Below are 26,191 nucleotides of genomic sequence, written 5' to 3' on the forward strand. Positions count from 1 at the left end.
ATTGAGAATCGGCTTGCTGACAAGCCTGAAAGGGCAGACCGGTCTCAAACGGCGGCAAGGAAATCTTCCATCGTCCCAAGGCAGCAACAGGTCAGAACATCACGACCCAGTCGGTCAGGAACACCCAGCCGTTGCCGCCCACGGGAATGGGCAAGTGGTACCCGCCTACAGGAGAGCGATCCAGCTTGAGGGTCTGGAAGTTCACGTGCATCTCACGCCGCCTGAACGGGTAGACGTTCACGCCGAACGAATACTCGGTCGGATTGCCGTTCGCGCCCCAGATCTTCGAGGCCGTAGCGTAGACCTGCAGCAGGTCCTTGATCGGCATGGCCGAGGCTTGCACGACGAAGCCGTTGTCGGTGATGCTGTCGACCGGGACGAAACCGATCGTCTTGAAGTCGTCCACCCAGCGCCAGTACCACTGCCCTTCGAGCGAGAAGCCTTGGTATTTCACCCCGACGTCGACACTCGCCATCTGGAGGCGGGCTTGTTCGAGCTTTCCCCCTGTCATGAACGGGTCGGGGCTGAACAGCAGGGTACCGTCGGTCAGCCTGATCTGGGCGTTCTCGAAGGAATCGTCGCGTGGCTGGCCTTGCGCGGTTTCGGTGCTGCGCGTGTAGTTCACGCCGATAAAGGTCGCGACTTTCTCGTGGTAATCGTAGTCGCCAAAGCCGTTGAGCGCACCAAACTCTCCGGTCGTGGGCATCCACCACAGGGCGCCGGACATGGTATCGAACTTGTTGTCCAACTGCCTGGAACTGACGCCGAGTGTCGACAGGTTGTTGCCGATCATGGCCCGGTATTCGAGGCCCGGCACGATTTCGCCGGATACGTCGATGCCGCTCGTATAAGATGCTCGGTAGAACTCGTCGGCCATCACCCGGTTGTCGTGGCGCAGCCAATTGGGGAAGCTCCAGTTAGTGCTCCGCGTGCTCGGCAGTGGCATGATGCCGGCGGTGACCTTGAAGTGCTTCGAGAAATTGTAGCGCAGGAACCCTGCGAGAACGACTTGGGCCCCTTCGCCCTGGTTGGCGTTGTTGGTCCAGGCGAAGAGCAGATACTGGAACTTGGGGTCGAACAGCCAACCCTTGAAATTGAGGCTCACCTTGTTGAGCTGGACCTCGTTGCGAAGGTCGATCGTCAAATCTCGGCCGAAGCTGTCGGTGTAGGTTTCATCGAGGGCGTTCTGGTTCACGTAACGCGCATAAGTCGTGAAGCTGATGTAGAGCGCGGCGTCATCGTCATCGACGACCACGAAGCCTGCCCCCGGCTGGTAGGTGCCGGATCGTTCCTGGCGTTCGAGGAACCCAGCCGGTCCGCCTCCTTCTGGCGTCGCAGCCTGGGCCAGCTGGGTGTCCTGGGCTTGCCCATCCTGTGTGACGACGACGGGAGCGGGTGCGGTAACGCCTTGCGCCGCTGGAGCAGCGGCAGGCTCCGCGGGCGGTGGTGGTTCCTCCATGCCGAGCCGTTTTTCGAGAGCTTCGATCCGCGCATCAAACTCTCGCCGGGATTGCTGTAGCTCGCGGAGCTCTGCCTGGATCGCCGCGCGGTCCTCGGGGGTGATGGCGGTTTCCTGCGCCTGCGCGGCAAAGGGAAACGCCAGGGCCGCAAGGGAAAGGGAAGCCCTCAACCAGGCCGGTCGTAACCATCGTCCGTTGTTGGACATTTTCCCTCCGCGGCCGGTGCGCTTCGACCAACCTATGCTTCCGCTGAGGGCGTTCACTCGGGTTTTCTCTCAGAAGCGCCGGTATTTACCCTGAGGCGTTCAGCGAGGAACATTGGCGCTTTCCCACGCCCGCACCTTGGCGCGTCCGGCGTCGAACAGCCGCTCGTAGTTCCCGAGGGTAATCGCCTGCCGCGTGTCAAGTCGGATCTGGCCGAAGATGCCGTCCCACAGGTGGAACACCCGCAAGTTGGCCTCGATGTTCGGTGGCGCCACATTGTCGGTGCCGAACAGGAACCGCTGCGGGTACTTGTCGAACAGCTGCGCCGTGCGCCTCATCGTCTCGGGCGAGGTAATGGCGTACTTGGCGACCTCGTCCCAGCTGATGTCGAAGTAGACGTGCGCCAGCTGCGGGTCCGCGAGTATCTGGTCGACCAGTTCAAGGTGATTGGGCGGCCGCTCCCCGTTCGGCCCTGGATCCTGGACCGGTTCGGGCGAGACCACGCGGCCTAGTCCGGTATGCGCCCAGATGATCGTCGTCTTGGGGTGGCGCAGCAGAAGCTCGCGCATCTGAGTGTAGTAGATGGGCAGGGCGTTGCCCTTGGCGAACGGCACGTCGATGTCGCAGTGGAGGATGACGACCAGCCCCACCTCACCCGCCAGATCGAGGATATTGTCGAGCGCGGGATTGAGCAGCGAGGCGGTCTCTCCCGCCACTTTGCTCGACACGAACTCCTTGTGCACGCTGAACTCGCCGATGCCGGTGAACACGCCGGGGTAGATCGTCAGCACGCGGCGGATGTGGTCGACCGCGTACATGTCGGCCGGATTGAACCCGGTAATCATCGGGTCGAGCCGAGCGCGCTGGTCGGGCGGTAGTGCCAGGTACTCGGTCGCGATTATCGCGTCGGTGAAGCTGTAGTAGTAAAGCGAGGCGTCGGACTGCAGGTAATAAGTCGGCGCGAAATCGCCCGAGTTCGGGTGGTACCAGATCTGCTGCAGCGGAATCCCGAACAGGGTCGAGCGCTTGACCGTGTTCCCCATCATCTGGACGTACTGCGCCGCCGTCAGCCCGCGCTGGATGTAGTTGGTCAGGTGAAAGTGGGAGTCACTGTAGAGGTAACCCCCGCTGTCCTGCGGGATCGCAGGCGTGCTGACGAGCGCAGCCCCAAGAGCGGCAAGTGCTGCGACCCCGCGCACGCCGATTCCCCTCAACCGAACTGGGCGTAGGGGTTGGCCTTGAGCTCGTTGACGATGTCGATGATCGCCTTCTGCCCACGCACGCTGTTGCCCGCGTCGTCGAGTGGCGGCGCGAACGTGCCGATGCCGAACTTGCCGGGCACAACCGCGAGGATCCCGCCGCCCACGCCGCTCTTGGCCGGAACGCCGCCGGTGTGGAACGCCCACTTCCCGCTGTCGTCGTACATGCCCGCGGTCGCCATGATCGCGAGCACGCCGGGCACGATGCTCGGATCGAGAACCTGCTTCTTGGTCACCGGATTGCGCCCGCCGAACGCCAGGGTCGCCGCCATCGTGGCGAGGTCGACGGCGTTCACATTGATCGAGCACTGCCGGGTGTAGAGATCGACCGCCACCGCCGGATCGGACGGGAACCGCTCATAGGCGGACATCAGCGAGCCGATCGCCCGGTTGCGCTGGTTGGTGGCGGCTTCGGATTGATAGACCGGCTGGTTCACCTGCAGCTGGCGCCCAGCCATGTCGGAGTGGATGCCGATGATCTTGTTCCACACCTCGTCGGGCGTACCTTTGACGTTGCCCACCGTGGCAATGGCGCCCGGGTTGACCAGTGGGTTCATCTCCTTGCCGCGATATTGCTCGACCGCGGTGATCGAATTGAACACCTGGCCGGTCGCATCCACGCCCACGCTGTCCTCGATCAGCTTCGAGCCCGACTCCTGCATCACCAGTGCGGCAGTGATCGGCTTGGAGACCGACTGGATCGAGAACTCCTGCTTGGAATCCCCGGCCTGATAGACCGTGCCGTCGGCGGTTACGATCGCGATGCCGAAGAAGTTCGACGGCACTTCGGCCAGCGCCGGAATGTAGTCGGCGTTCTTGCCTTCGTTGAGGCCGCGATACTTGCCGTAGGCACTATCGAGCGCAGCCTGGATCGCGCTGGATGACGGGCCAGAACCGCGGCCCTGCGCGAAGGCGACCTCTGGAACGCCAACAACGCCCGCCACTGCACCAAGCGCCAGTACGCCCATCAACTGGCGGCGATCAAGATCGAAATCAGCCATCGCTATCTTCCCTGTCGCTCGTGTGTGTCAGTCGCCCCAGATGTCCTTGCTGGAGAACGACGCCTTGAAGCTGGTCTGCAAGCGCAGGTCGTCGCCTTGCGCGCCATCGTTGTCGGTCCGCTGGCCCCACAGCAGTTCGATGCCTGCCAGGAGCCGGCTCTCGGGCTGCCACAGCAGGTTGACCGAAGCGTACTCGCCTCTGTGGAAGGCTGTCGGGTCCTGGAAGTTGGTGTTGTCGACCTGCGTGAAGCTGTAGCCGAGCGCCGAAGTCAGCTGATCGGTCCACTGCATTTCGATGTAGCCGGTGACACCCAGCAGCTCGACCGCTTGGGCTTCGAGCAGGGTCCCGGCGACGGGTGGCGGCGGGAAGATCGGTGGCACTGGGCCGAGTTGTGCCGAAGGCGCCAGGTCCATGCCGCCGTCGTTCATGTAGCTGGCGATGCCTTCGCCGTAGACGACGCCGCCGCGGAACGTCACCGGCGCGAACTTGAGCACGGTTGTGCCGTTCAACCCCCAGCCCAACTCGCTGCCAGAGGGCTCGTTGTCCGGCGTCCCGGCCGTGTCGTAGCCAACCTTGCGCAAGACACCGGCGAGTTGCACGTGACCCCAGTCACCGCCATAGCGGACTTGGCCGGTCAGGTCGGGAAGCTCCTCGGTGCCGCGCAAGTTCTCTGCCACTTCGGGTGAGACCAACCTGATCGAGCCCGGATCGACGTCGTTGTTCGGCTGTTCGAGGCCGATCTTGGCCGTCCACCCGCCGCCGTTCACCAGGGTCAGGGCGATCTGCGGGTTACGGATGAAAACCATCCCCGCCGGGCCCCAGTAGTCGACGACGTTGGGAAAGATATCGCCGTCCATGAACAGGGTGTTGGTCTGCCCGGCCAGGATCGGACCCCACTTGGCATAGGCGTGCCGCAGGCGAAACGTCGTTTGACCTTCGTCGACACCAACGCCGTAGAGGTCGAATTCAAACTTGGCTTCGTAGGGCTTGCCGGCGATCGTGCCGTCCGCCTTCACGCCAAGGCGGGACTGGCGGGCGCTGGCGATGAACTGGCCGTCGCTGCCAAATTGGCCCTCGGTGGTGGGAATCTTCGAAGGACGCAGCGTGGCATCCCAGCTGGGATTCACGCGGTTGAAGTCCTGGATCAGATCGACCTGGGCAAACCCGTAGAGTTCGAGGTTGTGGTCGCTGCCGATTCCGCCGCCGCCGCTATCGGCTGGCCTGCTTGCGGCAGCCTGCGCGGCCTGGGCGGCTTGCTGCTGTTGTTGCGCGTCCGCCTGGGCCCGTGCAGCCACTTGAGACTCTAGCTCGGCGAGGCGCTGCCGAAGAGCCTCGAACTCGGCCCTTTCGGCCGGTGTCATTCCTGATTGAGCTTGAGCCGGCACCGCTGCCACAACCGCGCTCGCCGCGACGAAAGCCAGAATCCTGCGCATTCTGCTTGCCCCTCATGAGAAAGGTCGCTCCCTGCGACCTATCCAATTCAAGAAGCTGGACTATGAACTTGGGGAAAGGGGAACCAATCAGAAGAATCCCGAAGTCAGGTCGGGGATCATTACCTAGGAGCGCCGTCTTCTCTTGCTAGCCGCACTCTCACGACCAGAAGTCCTTTAAAGGCAAGACTTTCAGAGCTCAGTCAGCTTCACTGACCTCGACACTCGGCGTGGCAACGGCGCTGTCCGACCCCAGCGCGCGATAGAGGTCGATCCGATTGCGCACCCCGATCAGCAAGACCGCCGCCTCACGCTGCCGAGCGATGTAGAGACTGCGCTGCGCGTCGAGGTTGGCGAGGAAGCTGTCGATGCCGCCGCGATAGCGGGCTTCGGTCAGGCGAGCGGTATCGGCCGTCGCGTCGCTGCTCACACGCGCCGCGCGTAGGCGTTCGCCGATAGTGCCCTGCACGGCGAGCGCGTCAGCCACCTCGCGGAAGGCCGTCTGGATGGCACGCTCATACGCGGCGAGCGCGGCGTCGCGCTGCGCTTCGCTTACCTCGACATTGGCGCGGCGGCCGCCTCCATCGAAAATCGTGTAGACGGCATCGACCCCGAGCGTCGTCGGGAATGCGCCGCCAGTGAACAGCGTGCCGAGCGTATCGCTCGCCACACCGACCAGGCCTGTCAGCGAGATGCGCGGGAACATCTCGGCGCGGGCCACGCCGATGTCGGCGTTGGCGGCGCGCAGCAGGTATTCGGCCTCGACGATATCCGGCCGGCGCAACAGCACCGCGGAATCGAGGCCTGCCGGCAAAGTCGCGACCGAGGCGAAGACCTCGTCGAGCCCGGACGGAAGCAATGCCGGATCGACCGGACCGCCGACCAGTAACCGGATCAGGTTCTCGTCCTGCGCTACGGCGGTAGTCTGCGCCGCGAAATCACCCTCGGCGGTCGCCAGCACCTGCTCGGCCTGGCGCACGTCGGTGCGCGGGGCGATGCCGCCTTCGAGCCGTGCCTGGGTCAACTGAACGGCGCGGCGGGCATTGGCGGCGGTGTCGGCGGCGATCGCCAGCAGCTCGCGGTCGGCGGCATAGGTCGCCCAGGCATCGGCGAGGTCAGCGACCAACCCGATACGCACAGTGCGACCCGAAGCCTCGGTCGCCAGCATGCGCTCGCGCTCGGCCGCGGTGGCATTGGCCAGGCGCCCGAACAGGTCGAGCTCGAAGCTCGCGATACCGCCCTGGAGCGCGTAGCTCTCGCTGTCGGCTCCCTCGCGGGTGAGGTAGTCGGCCGAGGCGCTCACGCCCACCTCGGGGAACTGGTTGGACCGCACGACACCAACCCGAGCGCGTGCCGCCGTGAGGTTGGCGGCAGCGATACGCACATCGCGGTTGTTGACCAGCGCCTGGCCGATCAGCGCCTGCAGCCGAGGGTCCTGGAACACGTCGCGATAGGAGACCTCGGGCAGCGCCGCTTCGGTCTGGGTCAGGTAAGCATCACCGGCAGGCCAGGACACCGGCACCGGCGCATCGGGCCGCGCATAGTCGGGCGCCAGCGAACAGCCGCCCAGTGCCAAGGCCAGCAGGCTCACGGAAACGAAGCGGTTCAAGCGGCGGCCTCCGGATCGGAGCGGCGGCCGAACTTGGCGTGCAGCTTCTTGAGCCCTTCGCGAGTGCCGCGGCGAACGAGGACGAACAGTAGCGGAATGTAGAACACCGCCAGCAAGCTCGCCGTAAGCATCCCGCCGATCACCGAGGTACCGATGGCTATGCGGCTGTTGGCGCCGGCGCCGGTTGCCAGAGCCAGCGGCATCACGCCGAAGATAAAGGCGAAGCTGGTCATCAGGATCGGGCGCAAGCGGATGCGGGCAGCTCGCAGCACCGCGTCGATGATGCGAGCGCCCTTCTTCTCCTCGTGCTCGGCGAACTCGATCATCAGGATCGCGTTCTTCGAGGCGAGGCCCATGGTGGTCAGCAGGCCGATCTGAAGGAACACGTCGTTCTCCAGCCCGCGCAAGTTGGCGAGGAACAGCGACCCGACGAGGCCAAGCGGAATGACCAGCAACACCGCCACCGGGATCGACCAGCTTTCGTAGAGCGCCGCCAGGCACAAGAACACGACCAGCAGCGAAACCGCGTAGAGCAGCGGCGCCTGCCCGGAGGCCTGTCGTTCCTCATAGGACGCGCCCGACCAGCCGACGCTGGTGCCCTGGATCCCGCTCGCCAGCCGCTCGATTTCCGCCATCGCCTCGCCCGAGCTGACGCCCGCGGCCGCCTGGCCGGAAATACCGAAGGCCGGAACTCCGCCGAAGCGGCTGGTGCTGGCGGGCGTGGTCGCCCACGCGATGTCGGAGAAGGCGGAGAACGGCGCCATGCTGCCGTCCGCTGAGCGCACGTACCATTGGCCAAGGTCTTCGGGCTTGGCGCGGTACTGCGCATCACCCTGGACGTAGACGCGCTTGACGCGGCCACGCTCAATGAAGTCGTTGACGTAGCGCCCGCCCCAGGCGGTCGCGAGCGTGCTGTTCACGCTGGCCTGGGTCAGGCCGTAAGCGCTGAGCCGCTGGGTATCGAGGTCGACCTTCAAGGTCGCCACGTCGGGCAAGTCGGCCAGGCGGACCTGCGTCAACAGCGGGCTCTTGTTGGCCGCTTCCAGCAGCTGGTCCTTGGCCGCCACAAACTCTGGGCGGGTCATCCCGCTCGAATTCTGGAACTGCATGCTGAAGCCCGAAGCGTCCCCCAGCCCCTGCACCGATCCCGGCACGAGGGTGAAGACCTGGGCGTCGCGCAAGTTGCGGAACGCGGCCGTCGCGCGCTGGGCGATCGCGTCGGCGGTGTTCTCCTTGCCGGGACGGTCGTCCCAGTCCTTGAGGTTGACGAAGCCTTGCCCGGTATTCTGCCCGGCGACACCGCTACCCCCGCCGCCACCGGCGACGAGGAAGTGGAAGTCGACGTTGTTCTTCTCGTAAGTGTCGAGGTACTTCTCGATCTCGTTACGGACCTCGATCGTGCGCGCCTGCGTCGCACCGGCGGGCAAGCGCCACTGAATCTGCACGCGCCCCTGGTCCTCGCCGGGAATGAACCCGCCAGGCAGGCGCCAGAACAGGAACACCAGCAGCACGATGATCACGGCGTAGAGACCCATGAACAGCCACTTGCGGTCGATCACGTTACGCACTGCCGAAACGTAGCGCAGCACCATGCGGTCGAAGGTGACGTTGAACCACACCTTGGCGTGCTCGAGCACGTTCGCGATCCGGGCAAAGCGGCCGTGATGCGGGTGGAACTCGGTCCGGGAACCATGCGACCGGGGCTTGAGCACGTTGGCGGTGATCGCCGGGCTCAGGATCAGCGCGACGAGCACCGAGAGCACCATGCAGGAGATGATGGTGATCGAGAACTGGCGATAGATCACGCCCGTCGACCCGCCGAAGAACGCCATCGGCAGGAACACCGCCGACAGCACCAGCGCGATCGCGATCAGCGCGGTCTGCAGCTCCTTCATCGACTGGATGGTCGCCTCGCGGGCGGTCATGCCCGGGTTCTCTTCCATCAGGCGCTCGACGTTCTCGACCACCACGATCGCGTCGTCGACCAGGAGGCCGATGGCGAGGACCAGCCCGAACAGGGTCAGCGTGTTGATACTGAAATCCGCGAGGTAGAATATTCCCAGCGTGCCGAGCAGCACCACCGGCACGGCGACGGTCGGAACCATCAGCGCGCGCCAGTTCTGCAGGAACACGAACATCACCAACACCACGAGCACGACCGCTTCGAGCAGCGCTTTCTGTACCTCGGATACCGAGAGGCGGATGAAGGTCGAGCTGTCGTTGGCGTAAGTATAGGCGAGGCCTTCGGGCAAGTTGCGCCCGAGCTCTTCCATCTTGGCCTTGACCAGGTCCGCGGTCTTGAGCGCGTCGGCGCCCGGCGTCAGCGAGATCTGCATGCCCGCGCCGGGGTTGCCGTCCATGCGCAGGATCACGTTGTATTGCTCGGCCCCGATCTCGACCCGCGCGACATCCTTGATGCGCACGCTCGAACCGCTGGGCAGGGTCTTGAGGACGATATCGCCGAATTGCTCGGGCGTCTGGAGCTTCGACAACGCGGTGACCGTCGCCTGCAGCATCTGCCCCTCGGGAGAGGGCAAGCCGCCGACATCGCCCGCGGCGACCTCGGTGTTCTGGGACTGGATCGCGCTGACCACGTCGCTCGGCATCAGCCCGAAGCCTGCGAGGCGCTGCGGGTTGAGCCAGATGCGCATGGCGTGGGGCGAGCCGAACACGTTGACGTCGCCAACGCCGGGAATGCGCGACAGCGGGTCCTGGATGTTGGAGGCGAGGTAGTCCGAGATGTCGACGTAATTACGCGTGCCGGTAGTGTCGTAGACCGCCACCATCAGCAGGGTATCGGCGTTCGACTTGGTCACCCGCACGCCCTGCTGCTGCACTTCGGCTGGCAGGCGCGAGATCGCGGTCTGGATCTTGTTCTGCACCTGCACCTGGGCGATGTCGGGATCGACGCCCTTCTCGAAGGTGGCAGTGATGCGGGCCTGGCCGCGCGAGCTGGAGCTGGCGCTGAAGTAGAGTAGGCCGTCGAGCCCGGTGAGCTGTTGCTCAAGGATCTGCGTAACGCTGTTCTCGACCGTCTCGGCCGAGGCGCCCGGATAGTTGGCCTGGATATTGACGTTGGTCGGGGCAATGTCGGGATACTGCTCGACCGGCAGCACGCTGAACGCGCCGATCCCCCCGAGCATCACGATAATCGCGAGCACCCAGGCAAAGATCGGCCGGTCGATGAATATGCGGGACATGGCGCGTTACCGAGCCTTACCCGAAGCCGGCTTGCCGCCACCGTTGCGTCCGGGCGGGGAGACGTTCTGCGGCGCGCTGGCCGGCACTGCCTTTACCTCGCTGTCCGGCCTCAGGTTGTTGCCCAGGCCCTGGGTAATCACCTTGTCGCCCGGCTCGAGGCCGGCGGTCACGACCCAGTTGGTGCCGTTGGTGCGCACGGCGGTCACCTTGCGGCGCTGCGCCTTGTTGTCAGGGGTCACGACGTAGACGAACGCCGAACCGTCGAAGTCACGCTGCAAGGCGGGTTGCGGGACCAGGAACGCGCGCGGCTCCACGGCTTGGTCGAACACGGCCTTCACGAACATGCCCGGAAGGAGCAGGCCCTGTGGGTTGGGGAAGCTCGCGCGGAGCGTGACGGTGCCGGTGCTCTCGTCGACCGCGATGTCGGAGAACTTCACCTGGCCGGTGACGCCATAGTCGCTGCCGTCTTCGAGCAGCAGGTGCACGCTGGTGCTACCCGGAGTGACCTCGCCCCGCTGAAGGGCCTGGCGCAGCGAGGTGAGCTCGGCGCTGGACTGCTGCATGTCGACGAAGATCGGGTCGAGCCGCTGGATCACTGCCAGCGGGCTCGCCTGGCTGGCGTTGACGAGCGCGCCGACGGTGTAAAGCGAACGGCCGATCCGTCCGCCGATCGGCGCGGTGACGGTGGTGTAGCGCAAGTTGATCCGCGCGGTATCGAGCGCGGCCGAGTTCTGCGCGATACCGGCCCTGGCGACGCGAGCTTGCGCCGCGGCGTCGGTGTAGTCCTGCTGGGCGATGGCCTCCATCTCGGCCAACGGCTTGTAACGATCCGCCCGCGCAACCGCCGCGTCGGCGCTGGCGCGCGCACTGGCGAGGTTGGCTTCGGCCTGGTTGACCGCGGCGCGATAGAGGCTGGCGTCGATCTCGTAGAGCGGCTGCCCTGCCCGCACCACACTGCCTTCGGTGAACAGGCGGCGGCGGATCAGCCCATTGATCTGCGGGCGCACTTCGCTCGTCTCGTAAGCCACAGTCCGGCCACCGAGAGTCACCGACACGGGCACAGCGGTAGGTTGGACGACCACATAGCCCACTTGCTGGGCGGGGCGATCGCCCTCACCGCCATTGTCCGAGCATGCCGCCAGGACGGAAAGAAGTAGACAAAGGCCTCCACGAATGAAGGCCGAACGCGGGTTCGTCATTGCTGGGCTGCGCCCCTCACCAATAAGTTCAAGGTCGATTGGGCTTTCAGCGAAAGGGCCGGATATCACAAGGGGGTCGACAACCCTTCTGACAATTTGCGACAAATTCGCGGAAAGGAAGGCGCGTGCCCTGAGGCCCTGTTAGCAGGAATTCCCCGTCCGCCTACAGGGTTTACCCCGATTAAGCCGATCCCCGATTGTCCATAGCTGTGGCGTAAAGGGGGGCACCGCCTTTGCGCTTCACGTCGATACTGATCCTGCTCGTCGCCCTGGTGCTTGGAGGGTGCAACCGACAGGACTCGCTCCCCGTCCCACCCCGGTCGACCACCGTCCCGCAGTTCGAAAGCCAGAACTCGACGCTGGTCGTGCCGATCGAGCTCTCACTCGACGATCTCCAGAGAGCGCTGGAGCGCAAGACACCCCACACGCTGTGGACGATCGACAAGCGCAACAAGAAGTGCGTCAAAGGCCAGCGGGTCAAAGTGTTCGGGGAACGGCTCAAGGTCACGCCCGACATCGACTGCCGGATCGTGGGCCAGGTCACCCGCGGCGCGGTCACCCTTTCGGGTTCGGGCAGCCGGTTGACGATCACGATGCCGATCAAGGCGGTCGTCAGCGCGCGCGATGTCGGCGGGATCCTGAAGGGAGAGACCGCGACCGCCTCAGCCAAAGTCCGCGCCGATGTCGCGTTCGCACTAGACCCCAACTGGAACGCGTCGGCCAGGGTCAACATCTCCTATGACTGGGCCGAACCGCCGGGGATCGACTTCCTCGGCCAGCGGATCGAGTTCGCCAAGAGGGCGGACAAGGAACTCGCCGGCGTGATCGCCAAGCTCGAGCAGGAGGTTCGGCAAGAAGTCGCGCGGGCGAACATCAAGCCGGTCCTGACCGAAGCCTGGAAGCAAGGCTTCACCAACATCCAGCTCAGCAGCAGGAACCCACCCGCGTGGATGCGCATCACACCGCAAGGCATGGGCCTCGCCGGCTATCGCGTGGATGGCCGCAAGGTCATTTTGACGGTCGGCGTCGAAGCCAAGACCGAGACCTTCGTGGGCGACGAACCGCCGGCACCGACACCCACGCCACTGCCGCGGCAACTGGCCAACGTGCAGGACGTCGGGCTCAATTTCTTCATGCCGGTGGTGGCCGACTATGCCCAGCTTGAGCCCGTGGTGCTGAGGGAACTGCGCAAGCTGGCGGCCAAGGGGATCAAGCTCGAAGGCGTCGGCTCGGTGAACGCGCAGTTCAACGCGGTCACGATCTACGCGACCGACGATGGCAGGCTCGCCGTCGGGATCGACGCCGACGTCGAACCGATCGGCGAGCGGACCGGGGTGAGCTTCGGCAAATCGAAAGGCAAAGTCTGGCTAACGGGCCTGCCGATCAGCGAAGCGGACTCCCAAGTGGTCCGCATCAAGGATCTCCAGATCTTCGGCCAGACCGATGGCATGGCCACCAACCTCCTCCTGCGCCTCGCCTCGAGCGAGAGCGTGCTCGAAAGGATCGCCGGCAGTCTTGAGGAGGACTTCACCAAGGACTACGACAAAGTCCTCGGCAAGGCCCAACGCGCCGTGGCTGGCAGGCAGGAGGGCCGGTTCCTGCTGTCGGCGCAAATCGACGAGGTCCACCACGACACGGTGCAGGTCACCGGGGCCGGCCTGTTCACTCCGGTCAGGGTGAACGGCAGGGGCCAGATCAAATTGGTGCCGCAAAAAGGGGCGACCTGAGCCGGCTGCCCTCTGGATGACTACGTATTGTTCGCCGGCGACCCGGTGTGCAGGCAGTGCCCTCAACCAGTGAGGGATCCGACATGAAGAAAATTGCTTTCGCCTGCAGCGCCGCTCTGGGCGCGCTCCTGCTCTCCGCCTGCTCGGGATCGGGCGATGCCGGTTCGTCGGGCGAGGCGGCCGAAGTGAACGCTCTCAAGCCGGGTCTTTGGGAACTGACGACCACCGTGCCCAACACGCCCAAGCCGCTCACCACCAAGGTCTGCATCGGAGAGGCTGTTCCCGGCTCCAACTCTTTCGCCCCGCCTGCCACGGGCGATTGCGCCAAGAACGAATTGACCAAGACCGCCGATGGCCTGGCTCTCGACATGGAATGCACCAACTCGGGCATGACCACGACCACCAAGGGCACGATCACCGGCGATATGACCTCCACCTACAAGGTTGAGATGACCACCAAGACCTCGGGCCCGAACATGCCGGCCGCCGCGCAGGTCGAGATCAGCTCGACTGTCGAGGGCAAGTACCTCGGTGATTGCCCGGCGGATATGAAGCCGGGCCAAGCTCAGAGCTAAGCGATTAGAGGCCGGCACTTTCGGGTGCCGGCCTTTTTCAATTGCGACACCACGCCCGCTCCGTTCCCCTTGTTCGTCATCCTGAACTTGGTTCAGGACCCATCGCGCAGCATTCCTGGAGCTTTCTGGCAAGCGCCACTCCGCGGCTCAGCTTGCGATGATTGCGGGCAAAGCTGCGCTTGGACCGAACGCTCCGTTCGCGCCGAAAGATTGGTCCTGAAACAAGTTCAGGATGACGGAATTTGGTAGGTGAAGCGAGCTTGGCCGCACTTTGTCGGCGGGCGACTAATCCCGCCGGTAGAACGGCGGCAGCTGCGCATCGACGTTGAGCCACACGCTCTTGGGCTCGGTGTATTCGTCCATAGCGTAGAAGCCCATCTCGCGGCCATAGCCCGAGTCCTTGACCCCGCCGAACGGCGAGCCCGGGTGGAACCGCTTGTAGCAGTTGATCCAGACCATGCCCGTGTCCATGCCCCGCGCCATGCGGTGGGCGCGGTTGAGGTCGTTGGTCCACAGCCCACCGCCCAGGCCGTAAGGCGTGCCGTTGGCCATCTCCAGCACCTCTTCCTCGCGAGTGAAGGTGGAGACGGCGGCGAACGGCCCGAACACTTCCTCGTGGCACACCCGGTCCTGCGGCTGCGCGGTGACGACCGTGGGCTCGACGTAGCAGCCCTTGGCGAACTGCTCGCCTTCAGGGGCCTTGCCGCCGGTCAGGATCTCGCTGCCTTCCTGGTGCGCGATCTTGACGTAGCTGAGCACTTTCTCCTGGTGCATGCGGCTGGTCAGCGGACCCATCTCGGTCGCCGGATCGCGCGGGTCGCCAATCTTGATCGACTTCGTCAGCGTCAGGAACTTGTCGAGGAACTGGTCCTTGATCCCTTCGTGCAGGATGATCCGGCTGCCGGCGATGCAGGCCTGGCCCTGGTTGTGGAAGATGGCGAAGGCCGCGCCGTTGACTGCCGCGTCGATATTGGCGTCGTCCCACACGATGTTCGCGCCCTTGCCGCCGAGTTCGAGCTGAACCCGCTTGAGGTTCCCGGCCGAGGCCTCGACGATCTTGCGCCCGGTCGCGGTCGAGCCGGTGAAGCCGATCTTGTCGACGTCCATGTGCTCGGCCAGCGCCTGACCGGCAGTGGCGCCGAAGCCCGGCACGACGTTGATCACGCCCTCGGGGAAGCCGACCTGCGCCGCTAGCTCAGCCACGCGCATGGTCGAGAGCGGCGTCAACTCGGCGGGCTTGAGCACCAGCGTGTTCCCCGCCGCCAGGGCCGGACCCATCTTCCAACTGGTGAACATCAGCGGGAAGTTCCACGGCACCACCAGCCCGACCACGCCCACCGGCACCCGCATCACGTAATTGAGGAACCCGGTGTCCACGGGGATCACTCGCCCCTCATGCTTGTCCGCGATCCCGGCGAAGTAGCGGAACGTCTGCACCGTGCGGAAGATGTCGAGGTTGTGGGTGTCGCGGATCGGGTGGCCGGTATCGAGCGTCTCGGTCAGCGCCAGGGTGTCGCGGTCGCGCTCGATCGCGTCGGCGAGCTTGTAGATCAAGTCGCCGCGCTGGGTGGCCGACATCGCCCGCCAGACGGGCAACGCCTTGCGCGCCGCCGCAACGGCACGGTCGATGTCCTCGCGGTCGCCCTCGGCCACCTTCGCCAGCACCGAATTATCGTGCGGGTTGAGCACGTCGAAGGTCTTGCCGCTCGCCGCGTCGACGAACTGGCCGCCGATGAACAGCTTGGTCTGGAAGGCGGGCACGGTGGCGGTGTCGAGCATGGGCATCCCTCTTGTTTTGCGGCTGTTTGCCACGCCAGCGCGGCCGATGCGAGGCCCTGTGCACAGCCTGCGACAACCCATTGCGGACATTGAACTTAGGGGTACACTCGCCGCCAAGAACAAAGGTTCGGAGAGGGAGCCGATGAATCTGAAAAACCTGGTGAGCAGCCTTGCGCTGCTGAGTTCTGCTGTGGCCTTGCCGTTGCCGGCGCTGGCGCATCACTCGTTCGCGATGTTCGACAATAGCCGGTCGATCACGCTCCACGGCAAGGTCAGCAAGTACCAGTGGACCAACCCGCACGCTTACCTGGAGGTCGACGCCGACCAGCCGGGCGGCGGGACCAAGCACTACACGCTCGAGATGACCAGCATCAACATGATGTCCCGCGGCGGCTGGACCTCGCGGACGGTCAAGACGGGTGATGAGGTGACGGTAGTGGTCGCGCCGTTGCGCGATGGGCAACCGGGCGGACTGGTGCTCGAATTGACGCTGCCGGACGGGCGCAAGATGCTCCCCGGCGTGCCGAACGCGCAGAATTACAAGCGCACGTCCTGAGCCGATGGAGAGGATGATGATGGCTTCGAAAGCCCTGTTGCTTGGCGCCAGCCTGGCGGCGCTGGCCTCCCCTGCTCTGGCGCAAGCGGATTTCAACGGCAGCTGGGAACGATACCCGCCAATGGGCGAGACGCCCGACCCCATGTACGCGCCGACACCGATCCCCAACCCGCCACTCAAGCCCGAATACCTGGCGCAGTGGAAAGAGCACGAGGCCAAGCTGGCGGCGCGAATGGCCGAGGGGCAGCCGGCCGGCGACAACTACGTGAAGTGCCTGCCCGACGGCATGCCAGCGATGATGCAGGGCATGTTCCCGATGGAGATCTTCCAGCGGCCCGAACAGATCAACATCACCCAGGAAGCGTTCAACCAGACGCGCCGCGTCTACATGAACGAGACCCTGCCGCGCTGGGACGAGCTCGACCCAACCTTCTACGGCCGCTCGGTCGCGCACTGGGAGGGCGAGACGCTGGTGATCGAGACCACCGGGATCAAGGAAAACGTCCAGTTCCGCTGGACGCCGCATTCGGAGGGGATGAAGATCACCGAGAGGCTCCACCTGCTCGCGCCCGATATCCTGCGCAACGACATCGTGGTGGAGGACGAGTTCCTGGCCCAGCCCTGGACCTATTCCTACACCTATCGACGGATGCCGGGGTACAAGCTGCTCGAATACGTGTGCGAGGATAATCGCGAGTATGTCGACGAAACGGGCATGGCGCGGTTGCGGATCGAGGAACGGTAGGGGACAAGAATCTTCCCCGAGCTTGTCTCGGGGAGGTGGCGCGCGCTGAAAGCGCGTGACGGAGGGGTAGGCGGCTTTACGCAACACCCCTCCACCACCGACTTCGTCGGCGGTCCCCCTCCCCGAGCAAGCTCGGGGAGGGTATTTGATCACGCAAAGGCGCGAAGAGGGTGCGCTTAACCCCAACCCTTCGTCATCCCCGCGAACGCGGGGACCCAGTCGGCTCTGTTGCGCTATTCCGCCCTAGGTTCCCGCGTTCGCGGGAATGACGAGAGAGGGGAGAAGGCATTGAGCTAGCTCTTAGCGCCTTTGCGCCTTTGCGTGACAAACCCTTTTTCCCTTCTTCCGTTCGTCCTGAGCTTGTCGAAGGACGCTAGCGCGGCGCCAGGGTGGTTCGACAAGCTCACCACGAACGAGAGGTGGATAGCCCTCCCGCAAGCGGGAGGGGGGGGTCAGGCCCGCCTCACCGCGCCGGCAAAGCGAAAGTCACATAACGGCTCGGCCCCGGATCAGGCTGTCCCTTGTGTGAGAACAGCCCGTCACCGCCAACCGGAATGGTGATATACTCGCGCCCGCCGACCTCGAAGATCGCCGGCACGCCTTCGGTCGCCGCGTCGAGCTTGTGCTCCCACAGCACCTTGCCCGTCGCCGCATCGCGCGCACGGAAAGTCCGATCGCCAGCGGTCCCCACGAACAGCAAACCGCTCGCCGTCGCCACCGGGCCGCCGCGCGGGGCCTGGCTACCGGTTCCGGTGATCCCCTGTTGTTGCAGCAGCATGCTCTCCCCGTTGGGGATGTGGTAGAGCATCTCGCCGGTGTTCATGTCGTAGGCGGTCAGGAACGAGAACGGCGGCTTGATCGCCACCATGCCATTCGACTGCATCAGGAAGTTGTACGGCGTGTTGAACGGCGTGACGCCCGGAGTGTAGCCCGGCATCGTCTTCGGATCGGTTTTGGTGTCGGGGATCAGCGTGTTGAGCACCGGGATCTCGCGGCTGACCACGAACAGGCGCTGGTGCACCGGATCGATCGCGGTGTTGCCCCAACTGGTCCCGCCATTGTGGCCCGGGATCGAGATCGAACCCTGCACACTCGGCGGCGTGAACAGGCCCTCGTTGCGCGCGGTGCGCAGCAGCTCGCGCAGCTTGGCCTGATCCTCGGCCGGGATGTAGGGATTGATGTCCGCCTCGGAGAAGGCCTGGCGCGAGAACGGCTTGGGCCAGGTCGGGAACGGCTGGGTCGGCGAGGTATGCTCGCCCGGCGCGTCGGACTGCGGCACGGCCCGCTCCTCGATTGGCCAGATCGGCTCGCCGGTCTTGCGGTCGAAGGCGAACACGAAGCCGTGCTTGGCGACCACGATAACCGCCGGGATCTGCTTCCCGTCCTTGGTGATCGTCATCAGCTTCGGCGCGTTGGGCAGGTCGAAGTCCCACAGGTCGTGATGGACCGTCTGGAAGTGCCACAGTCGCTTGCCGGTGCGCGCATCGAGCGCCAGGATCGAATTGCCGAACAGGTTATCGCCCGGACGGTTGCCACCGTAGAAATCCGAGCGCGCGGTGCCGGTCGGGATGTAAGCGACGCCCGCCTCGGTATCGACCGTGAACTCCGACCAGTTGTGGACCCCGCCGAACTTCTCGCGATCCTGCTCGGGCCAGGTGTCGGAACCGACCTCGCCCACGCGCGGTACGACGTGGAACACCCACTTCAACGCGCCGGTGCGGATGTCGTAAGCCTGGATATCCGCCGGGTGCGAGGCATAGCCGCCGCCCGCGGGCAACGAGATGATGATCGTGTCTTCGAAGATGCGGCCCGGATTGCTGGTCATCAGCGGCCGCGGCGTTTCCGCGTGGCCGGCGGGCAGAGCATCGCGCAAGTCGACGCTGAAGCCCGCAATGTACTTGCCGGTCCGCGCATCGATCGCGCGCAGCAGGCCGTCGTTGAGGAACACCAGGCGCCGGTCGGTGCCGTCCTTGCTCTGCCAGTAGTTGATCCCGCGCGTGCTGATGCGGCCGGTGGTCTCGCTCTTCCACAGCTGCCGTCCAGTAGCCGGATCGAGCGCGGCAAGCTGGCCGTCGCCGGTCTGCACGTACATCATGCCGTTGGCGACGATCGGGTTGAACTGCGGTGCCGCGCCCTCGCCGACCGGATATTCCCACGCGACCTGCAACTGCCCGACGTTGGCCGGGGTGATCTGGTCGAGCGCGGTGTACTGCGAGCTATCCGGCCCGCCGAGGTACTGGTCCCAGCCGACGTAATCAAACTTCTCGTTGGGCAGCGCAGCCTGGTTGGCCGAGCCCGCGCCGGGCGTCTGCGCGCAGGCAGCGAGGGCTAGGGCGAATCCGGAAACGGCAAGCAAATTGGCGCGACGACGCGCGCGGCCGAGGTTGTTGAGCATGGAACTCCCTGATTTCTTTCTATTATGAGTTATTGGGGCAGTAGGTGGGATCAGCCGAAGTCGACCGGATAAGGCTTCAATTCGCCTGAGGCATAGCGCAGTTCAAGCCCCGGTGTACCGTTCTCCATCACCATCAGCATCGATCGCTTGGGGGAAAAGCCTTGATGGCGAATATCGGCCGGCATGGCACAGACGTCACCCGCCTTCATCACGATCCGCCCGCGCGGCAGGCCGGAGTTCTTGTCGGCGATCTGCCAGTGGATCTCGTCGGTCAGTTGGAAGAACCACTCGTTCCGGTCGTTGCCGTGGATGACCGGCAGCATGTGCTCTTCGCTGGTGACGCAGCAGATGCTGGCGCCAGTGATGGCGGTGAACGAGGGGTTCCAGGTCACGTCGGCCCGGGCGATGTGGTCGAACAGGTTGATCGCATGGAGCTGGCCTTCGAAGCCCGGCTCGCATTCGATGTCGGGCTTGTCGAACTCCAGGTCGGCGAAGGCCCGGTTGATCGGGTGGCCGGTGTCGTCGGAGCGGACCGGGGCGTCGCCTTCCAACCCGAGCATGCGAGTGGCGGGCTTGAAGCCGCGCACCAGTTCGTCGGTACGCTCGGTAGTCTTCGATCCAAGCGGCGAGCCTGTTTCGAGCGGAGCGCTCAGCGGATCGTATCCCTCGTTGATCCAGTTGCGGCTAATGGTCTCGAAGGCTTCCTTCACCGCCTCTGCCGGGAACGTCTCCAGGTGATCGATCCCCTGTTCCTTGCACCCTTGGTCATAAGCGCCGGCGAACACATCGACCGTGCCGTAGTGATTGGTGGTGCCGAAGATGTCGTCGAAGAAGATCCAGCCGTAGAAGAAGCCCCAGCCGATATCTCGCACCATGGCGCGCAGGAACCGGTCGATCTCGATGATGTGGCTGCCCTTGGGCCATTCGATGTGGGCGAAATACTCGTCGCGGCGGAAAGTGAACTGGCCGAGGCGGAAGCTGTCGTAGCCGGTGTCCGGTTCGGTGCCGATGGCGACGACTTTGGCAGATTGCACGTCCATCGTTCTCTCCCTCAGCTCAAGGTGCAGATTTCGGCCCAACGCTTGGTCGTCACCGGACCATCCATGGTCTGGACGATGACGACGCCGGGCGCGGTCGAGGTCAGCTGGTAAGCCGCCCCTTTCGGCAACAGCACCTGGTGCCCGCGCCGAGCGGTGACCCGGCCCATCGTCGGGCCGTTGGGCTTGGCGCCAAGCTGCGCCGCCCCGCCCGCGTGACTTGGGACTTGGTCGTCGGCCAGCTTGACGAAGTTGAACGTGACCTCGCCGTCCATGACGATGGCGAACTCGTCGTGCGGGGCGGCGTACCAGGGTGACTCGCCGTCGACGCGCATGACCTCCGCCACGTATTCAAGGTTCTGCGCGACCGCGGTTCGTTCGAACGGAGGACTATGGCTCGCCACCTCGAACACGTTCGAGAACGCGTATTTGCGAAGGTCATCCTTTAGCTCGATCACGCCCTTCTCGAAGGCGTTGAGCGAACTGACATGCGTCTTGTAAGCCACGACGCTATCCTCCCACGACTGTTATGTTCTTGGGTCGTGGCGGGAATGATAACACCGTCGGCAAATCTACGGCAACCGCTCGATTGGGTTGCGGATTCGCCCGATGAGTAAGGCGACTTGCGAGAGGCTTACGAGTCCTTCAGCGAAAACGGAATCCTGACCAACCCGGTGATCGAAACCGGTCGGCCATCCCTAAGCGTCGGGGACCAGCGCCACTTGCGAACTGCCGCCATCGCTGCCTCATCGAGCGCCGGGAAGCCGCTCGTGCGCGAAACCGAGACGGTCTCGACGCGCCCATCTTCCGTAATCACCAGCCGCAGCACGACCATGCCTTCCTCGCGCTTGCGCCGGGAGACGTTTGGATAGGATGGAGGCGCACCGCTCAAGAGGTTGGTGTTGAGATTGGCCACCTTGACCGGTCCAGGCGTCGGCGCCGGGGCAGAGGGCGTAGCCGGTGCAGGGACCGGGGGTGCAGGAGCCTGCGTTTCCATCGCCGGTTGCTGTTCGGCCCGCGGGACCTCGATCTCAGGCTGCGGCAGGATTTCGGCGACCCGAGGTTGCGGTTGCACGACAGGGTCCAGTTCTGCCTGCACCGGTTTGGGCGGAGCAGGCGGCGCGGCCTCGGGCGTGGTCGGGCGAACGTCGAGTACGATCAATTTCTCTGGCTTGGGCTTGTTGAATGACCCAATGCCCAGCGACAGAAGCGCCGCCAGGATCACCCCTTCAAGAGCGAGCGTGACCCCGACCGCGATCCAGTTCAGCCGGCGGAAGCGCTCGACAATCCCATCGCGCACTTGGGCGAACGGCGACACGGCGGTCTCTGGCCGTGCGTCTTCCGGAAGGAGCGGGGCGTTCGCGGACATGATGTTCATCACCAAACTCGATCGTGCAGCCCAGGATCAGCCGTCGGCCTGGATGCGCTGAAGCGTCCGGGGATCGAAGAAGGCTTCGACCTTCTTCCCGTTCTCGTCGAAGCCGTAGACTTCGTAGCAGCCGTAGTAGACCTGGATCTTCTGGATCTTCCAGCCGGCTTCCTTGAGCTGCTGCTGCAACTTGACCGAAGGCTGGCGCTCCTTGCGCGGCACGGTGCACGACACGTTTCCGTGGGCCAGCGCGGGCATGGCGATGAGGCCGGTCGCAAGAACTGCACCTGCTGCCAGCAACGCCGTGATCGTCTTCTTCATGCCATGCTCCTAGTCTTGCATGCCGGGGGGAGGTCGCTGCGCTGCATCAGGTCTTGGCCCAGCGGCGCAGCAGGTTGTGATAGAGGCCGGAAAGGCCCGCGAGTTCGGCGTTTTCTGCTTTCAGTTGCCCGGAAAGCCGCTGGATCGATTGGTCGAGATCGAACAGCATGGTCCGCTCCCCCTCATCGGCCACAAGGCTCTCGATCCAGAAGAACGAGGCCAGGCGCTCTCCGCGGGTGACTGGCGCAACCCGGTGAAGCGTGCTTGCCGGATAGAGCACCGCGTCCCCCGCCGCGAGCTTGACGGCCTGGGCGCCCAGGCTGCTCTCGATCTCCAGCTCTCCACCGTCGTAGTCTTCCGGATCGGACAGGAACACCGTGATCGACAGGTCGGTTCGCACCATCCGGTCCGAGCCCGGCGATCGCATCAGCGCGGCGTCGACATGCGCGCCGTAAGTCTGGCCGACGCCGTAGCGGTTGAACCGCGGCGGATAGAGTTTGCGCGGAAGCGCGGAAGAAATGAACAGTGGGTTGGTCCACAGCCGCTCGACGATCTGTTCGCCCAACTCAAGCGTGAGTGGCGCACCGTCAGGCAGCTGCGAGTTGTTCTTCTGGTCGCGCGCAAAGGCCCCGGCGGTGCGGGCACCGCTTTCCCATTCCGCTGCGGCGAGCTTCGAGCGAATGCTGCCGAGCGTCGCGGGATCCAGCACGCCTTCGAGGACCACGATCATAGCCCCCAGTCTCCAGCGCTAAGCGCAACCAGATCGGTGCCGCGCACGTCGGCCAGCGTGGCGCAACCCGAGAGGGCCATGCACGCTTCGAGCTCCTGGCGCAGAAGCTTTATCATGTGAGCCACCCCAAGCGCCCCGGCCACGGAAAGGGCATAGGCCTGCAGCCGACCGACCAACACAGCGTCGGCACCGCCCGCGATCGCCTTGAACACATCCGAGCCGGAGCGAATTCCGCTGTCGAGCATGAGAGGGACCCGGTCCCCCACCGCCGCACGCACGGCCGAGATGGCCGAAATGCTGGCCGGAGCCCCATCGAGCGCCCGGCCGCCGTGGTTCGAAACGACGATGCCGGAAACGCCGCGCGTGACCAGTTCGCGCGCGTCCTCGGGATGCAGAATGCCTTTGACCCACAACGGCAGGTTGGTCTCTTGCGCCAACCAGTCAATGTCGCCGTAGGTCGGCGCACCGCGCATCATCCCGGACAGGATGTCGCTCTCTCCCGGCTCTAGGTCCGGCAAGGTGGGCTTCGGATAGTCGCGCAGGTTGGCCATGTCCGACGGCGGGACAAAGCCGGCGGCCAAGGCGCGATGGCTGGGAAGCTGGATCGCTGCATCTACCGTGACGACCAATCCGCCATAGCCGGCAGCCTCGGCGCGGCGCACGATGTCTCGGGTGGCCTGGCGATCCGGCTGGAAATAGAGTTGGAACCACCTGTCTCGCCCGGCTCCGGCCGCCACTTCCTCGAGCGTGAGTGACGCCATCGTGCTGGCGACGAAGCAGGTTCCGGTAGCCTCCGCCGCTGCCGCTGAAGCCCGTTCGGCATCAGCATGAAAAAGGGCCTGCGACCCGAGCGGGGCCAGCATGATCGGATGCGGGCGCTCCTGGCCGCCCAGCACGCAACGCGTGTTACCGCCGCTCACCCGCCGCAACGGCCGGGGGATGATGCCAAGATTTGCGAAGGCCGCGAGGTTTTCAGTGGCCGTCCGGCCCGGCCCGCTGCCACCGTCGACATAAGCGAACAGCGCGGGATCCATTACGTCCGCCGCAAGGCGGGCGTAATCGGCCGCGCTGTGCACGCCAGCTGGTATTTCATGAAGGGATAAGGGTTGCTGGTTCATCGTATCCCGCAAGTGTCGGTCCGGACTCGAATGTCCAGACCGACCTTTAGCTTGCGTTTCGTTTATCAGAAACTGATGTTCAACGTTCCCGTTACTCTACGCGCGTCACCCTTGTAGAGGAACGAGCCCGAACGATAGACGGCGAGGTAATAATCCGTGTTGGTCACGTTGTTGACGTTTACACGCAGTTCCATGTTGTCGGTCAGGTGGAGTTCGGCGAACAAGTCGACCACCGTGTAGGCCGGAACCGTGCGCGCACCGGGAGCGGTGATGACAGCGCCGGTATCAGGCTGACCGCCATAGCGCTTGCTCTTGTACTTGAGCGCACCACCCAGAGCGAAGTCCTCGGTGATCTGGTACCGGCTCAGAACCTGCACTTGGTTGTTGGCGAAGTTTGCCAGCGGCAGGCCGATATTCGCCGGGTTGAACGAGTCCGTCACCTTGCTGTCCATGAGGGAGAAGCCGCCCTGGACCGACCAGTCTGGGGTCAGGTAGCCGACCGCCTCGAACTCGAAGCCGCGCACCCGGTTCGCGCCGGTGTTGAGCGTACCGGCGCTGGTGTAGTCAGCGCCGGTCAGACCTTCCATGACGTCGCTCTTCTCGATCTGGAACAAGGCCGCGGTGAGCAGGAGCTTCTCGTCGAACACGTTCCACTTGGTGCCGATTTCGTAGTTCCACGACCGCTCGGGCTTGGCCCCGACGTTCACGCCGCCGACGATAACGAAGCCGCCGTAGCCAGCGCTCGTTCCGACGTCGGATTCGCCACCGTTGATGTCTGCCGAGCTCGCAATCGAGGCGTAGACCACGCCGCCGTTGCCGACTTTGTAGGTCAGACCGAGGTGGCCATTCCACAGGGTGTCGGAATCGTCGTAGCTGGTGACGGCCAAGGCGTTGTTCTGAAGGTTGAGATTGAACTTGTAGTTGTCCAGACGGAGGCCCGCGAACACCGTCAGGGCGCCGATGTCGAACGTATCCATCACGTAGCCGGAGATCGTCTCTACGCGCCAATCCTGGTCCCAGCGGTTCTTGGTGATCCGCCGGCCCATGATCGTGTTGAGCCCGTTCGCGACTTTGCCGCTGGTGTCATAGACGCAGAAGGTCGTTCCACCGCAGTTCGGCGTGCCGGTGTTGACGACCGAGTAGATGCCGTTGAGCACTTTGTGATCGGTGTATTCGGCGCCGAAGATCAGCTCGTGGTCGAGGCCGGCCAGATTGGCTTCGACATAGAGGTTGGTCTGGTTGGCGAAGTACTCGACGTCCTGCCAGCCGTTGTGGGTGCTCAGCGAGACGCGCGGGTTAGTGCGGCCATTGGCGCCAGTGACTACGTACCCGTTGTCCGAGCTGCCGTAGCGCGTCAGGTTGTTGAGGCGAACGGTCGGTGAGAACTCATACTGAATCCTGGCCGTGCCCACGTCGACATCTGCGGTCTGGAAGTCCGGCTGCTGCGCGTAAGTCGGGACTTCGACCGGCTTGTCGTCCGCCGAAAGGTAACCGCCGAGGTCCGGATTGTCCTTCGCCCGCAGGCCGTAATAGTCGGCCGTGATGCTGAAGTTGTCGGTCGGGGTATAGAACGCCGACGTCGCCAGGCCCTTGCGCTCGCGATCCGCAGGACCGCGGTCGGGAACGAGTTCGTAGGCATAGAGCACGTTGGCGCGGACCGCGAAGGTGTTGCCGGTCGAATAGTTGATGTCGGCCGTGGTGCGCACGAACTGGTCGGTGCCAATGCCCACCGATCCCTTGCCGAAGTTGTAGTCGATCGTCGCCTGCTTGGTGATCGCATTGATCGCGCCGCCGGCCGTGCCGCGGCCGCCGAAGCTGGAGCTCGGGCCCTTGGACACTTCGAGCTGCTCGATGGCGAAGCTCTCGCGCGTGGTCATGCCGGGATCGCGCAAACCGTCGACGAACACGTCGCTGCGGGCTTCCTGGCCGCGAATGATGTAGCGATCGCCGAAAGCGTTGCCGTTTTCGCCGGTGCCGACAGTGATGCCCGGCTGCGAGTCGAGGATCTGCTTGAGATCGGTGTAGCCCGAATCCTCGATCTGGGCCCGCGTCAGGACTGTGATCGTCTGCGGCAGTTCCGCGATCGGACGGGTGTGGCGCTCGTCACCCGAAGTCCGCGCCTTGTAAGGCACACCGACCTGAGCATTGGGGTTGGGATCGATCGCAGTGGCTTCCACAGCGACGGTCGCCAGCGGCGCTTCGTCAGCTTCTTCCGCCTCGGTCTGGGCCAGTGCGGGGGTCGGCATCAGCATGGCGACCGAGAGACCCAGAGCCGCACCAGCCTTCAGGCGATCGCTGCTCGAACGGATGCTCACCGGCTGGCGGATGTTGCGAGTTGAAGTCCTCATTGTTTCCCCTGTTAGGATTTATAGGCAATAACAGACACTTCGCTGCGGCATGATCGATGATCACGCTTGGCGAGTCAGAAAAGCAATTGCGATGCAATCGCAATAACGGCGCCATTAACGAGCGGTC

20 protein-coding genes are annotated in these 26,191 nt (G+C 64.5%); 4 read left to right on the plus strand and 16 right to left on the minus strand.

All coding sequences use genetic code 11. The features are described 5' to 3' along the window. Positions 1 to 91 precede the first annotated feature (91 nt). From ASD76_RS10635 to ASD76_RS10665, 7 genes are all read right to left on the minus strand, one after another. Positions 92 to 1,630 carry a hypothetical protein gene (locus ASD76_RS10635; protein WP_235506620.1) on the minus strand — a complete coding sequence of 513 codons (1,539 nt, stop codon included), beginning with the start codon at positions 1,628 to 1,630 and terminating at the stop codon, positions 92 to 94. 135 nt (positions 1,631 to 1,765) lie between these two features. Next, entirely contained in the window at positions 1,766 to 2,863 is a 1,098-nt protein-coding gene (locus tag ASD76_RS10640) for an amidohydrolase family protein (protein ID WP_055922308.1), read from the minus strand. Between the two features lie 11 nt (positions 2,864 to 2,874). Continuing rightward, positions 2,875 to 3,924: a glutaminase A gene (glsA, locus tag ASD76_RS10645; RefSeq protein WP_055922311.1), complete on the minus strand. Its 1,050-nt coding sequence runs from the start codon at positions 3,922 to 3,924 to the stop codon at positions 2,875 to 2,877. 27 nt (positions 3,925 to 3,951) lie between these two features. After that, the gene (locus ASD76_RS10650; protein WP_200943066.1) at positions 3,952 to 5,358 is read right to left on the minus strand and encodes a DcaP family trimeric outer membrane transporter; all 1,407 of its coding nucleotides are present in this window, start codon (positions 5,356 to 5,358) and stop codon (positions 3,952 to 3,954) included. A gap of 196 nt (positions 5,359 to 5,554) precedes the next feature. Then, entirely contained in the window at positions 5,555 to 6,964 is a 1,410-nt protein-coding gene (locus ASD76_RS10655; RefSeq protein WP_055922313.1) for an efflux transporter outer membrane subunit, read from the minus strand. Further along, positions 6,961 to 10,164 (minus strand): efflux RND transporter permease subunit, encoded by a 3,204-nt coding sequence (locus ASD76_RS10660; protein WP_055922316.1) that lies wholly within the window; start codon positions 10,162 to 10,164, stop codon positions 6,961 to 6,963. Before ASD76_RS10660 ends, ASD76_RS10655 begins: the two co-directional genes overlap by 4 nt. A gap of 6 nt (positions 10,165 to 10,170) precedes the next feature. After that, positions 10,171 to 11,364 (minus strand): efflux RND transporter periplasmic adaptor subunit, encoded by a 1,194-nt coding sequence (locus ASD76_RS10665; protein ID WP_055922320.1) that lies wholly within the window; start codon positions 11,362 to 11,364, stop codon positions 10,171 to 10,173. A 233-nt stretch (positions 11,365 to 11,597) separates the two neighbouring features. Between ASD76_RS10665 and ASD76_RS10670 the strand changes: the two genes are divergently transcribed. Both ASD76_RS10670 and ASD76_RS10675 read left to right on the plus strand, forming a co-directional pair. Continuing rightward, on the plus strand, positions 11,598 to 13,091 hold the full coding sequence (locus ASD76_RS10670) for a DUF4403 family protein (RefSeq protein ID WP_055922324.1): 1,494 nt from the start codon (positions 11,598 to 11,600) through the stop codon (positions 13,089 to 13,091). Positions 13,092 to 13,174: 83 nt separating this feature from the next. Then, on the plus strand, positions 13,175 to 13,666 hold the full coding sequence (locus tag ASD76_RS10675) for a DUF3617 domain-containing protein (protein WP_055922326.1): 492 nt from the start codon (positions 13,175 to 13,177) through the stop codon (positions 13,664 to 13,666). Positions 13,667 to 13,951: 285 nt separating this feature from the next. Here the strand turns inward: ASD76_RS10675 and ASD76_RS10680 are convergent, their stop codons facing one another. Next, positions 13,952 to 15,445 (minus strand): aldehyde dehydrogenase family protein, encoded by a 1,494-nt coding sequence (locus tag ASD76_RS10680; protein ID WP_055922329.1) that lies wholly within the window; start codon positions 15,443 to 15,445, stop codon positions 13,952 to 13,954. A gap of 142 nt (positions 15,446 to 15,587) precedes the next feature. Here ASD76_RS10680 and ASD76_RS10685 point away from each other — a divergent pair, with 142 nt between their 5' ends. Both ASD76_RS10685 and ASD76_RS10690 read left to right on the plus strand, forming a co-directional pair. Further along, positions 15,588 to 16,001, plus strand: a complete 414-nt coding sequence (locus ASD76_RS10685; protein WP_055922332.1) for a DUF6152 family protein — start codon at positions 15,588 to 15,590, stop codon at positions 15,999 to 16,001. A 19-nt stretch (positions 16,002 to 16,020) separates the two neighbouring features. Next, the gene (locus tag ASD76_RS10690) at positions 16,021 to 16,746 is read left to right on the plus strand and encodes a hypothetical protein (protein WP_156457643.1); all 726 of its coding nucleotides are present in this window, start codon (positions 16,021 to 16,023) and stop codon (positions 16,744 to 16,746) included. A gap of 463 nt (positions 16,747 to 17,209) precedes the next feature. Here the strand turns inward: ASD76_RS10690 and ASD76_RS10695 are convergent, their stop codons facing one another. The 8 genes from ASD76_RS10695 to ASD76_RS10730 form a co-directional block, all read right to left on the minus strand. Further along, the gene (locus ASD76_RS10695) at positions 17,210 to 19,141 is read right to left on the minus strand and encodes a PQQ-binding-like beta-propeller repeat protein (RefSeq protein WP_055922339.1); all 1,932 of its coding nucleotides are present in this window, start codon (positions 19,139 to 19,141) and stop codon (positions 17,210 to 17,212) included. A 50-nt stretch (positions 19,142 to 19,191) separates the two neighbouring features. Continuing rightward, positions 19,192 to 20,181, minus strand: coding sequence for a hypothetical protein (locus ASD76_RS10700; protein ID WP_055922342.1), 990 nt, complete (start codon positions 20,179 to 20,181; stop codon positions 19,192 to 19,194). A gap of 11 nt (positions 20,182 to 20,192) precedes the next feature. Continuing rightward, positions 20,193 to 20,684 carry a hypothetical protein gene (locus ASD76_RS10705; protein WP_055922345.1) on the minus strand — a complete coding sequence of 164 codons (492 nt, stop codon included), beginning with the start codon at positions 20,682 to 20,684 and terminating at the stop codon, positions 20,193 to 20,195. Between the two features lie 128 nt (positions 20,685 to 20,812). Continuing rightward, entirely contained in the window at positions 20,813 to 21,556 is a 744-nt protein-coding gene (locus ASD76_RS10710) for an energy transducer TonB (protein ID WP_055922349.1), read from the minus strand. A gap of 27 nt (positions 21,557 to 21,583) precedes the next feature. Continuing rightward, positions 21,584 to 21,868, minus strand: coding sequence for a PepSY domain-containing protein (locus tag ASD76_RS10715; protein WP_055922352.1), 285 nt, complete (start codon positions 21,866 to 21,868; stop codon positions 21,584 to 21,586). A gap of 46 nt (positions 21,869 to 21,914) precedes the next feature. Beyond that, positions 21,915 to 22,598, minus strand: a complete 684-nt coding sequence (locus tag ASD76_RS10720; RefSeq protein ID WP_055922356.1) for a Fe2+-dependent dioxygenase — start codon at positions 22,596 to 22,598, stop codon at positions 21,915 to 21,917. Beyond that, positions 22,595 to 23,716: an alpha-hydroxy acid oxidase gene (locus tag ASD76_RS10725; RefSeq protein ID WP_055922359.1), complete on the minus strand. Its 1,122-nt coding sequence runs from the start codon at positions 23,714 to 23,716 to the stop codon at positions 22,595 to 22,597. Before ASD76_RS10725 ends, ASD76_RS10720 begins: the two co-directional genes overlap by 4 nt. A 65-nt stretch (positions 23,717 to 23,781) precedes the next feature. Then, positions 23,782 to 26,064, minus strand: a complete 2,283-nt coding sequence (locus ASD76_RS10730; RefSeq protein ID WP_055922363.1) for a TonB-dependent receptor — start codon at positions 26,062 to 26,064, stop codon at positions 23,782 to 23,784. Between the last annotated feature and the right edge of the window lie 127 nt (positions 26,065 to 26,191).

The sequence above is a fragment of the Altererythrobacter sp. Root672 genome, assembly GCF_001427865.1.
GTDB lineage: Bacteria > Pseudomonadota > Alphaproteobacteria > Sphingomonadales > Sphingomonadaceae > Croceibacterium_A.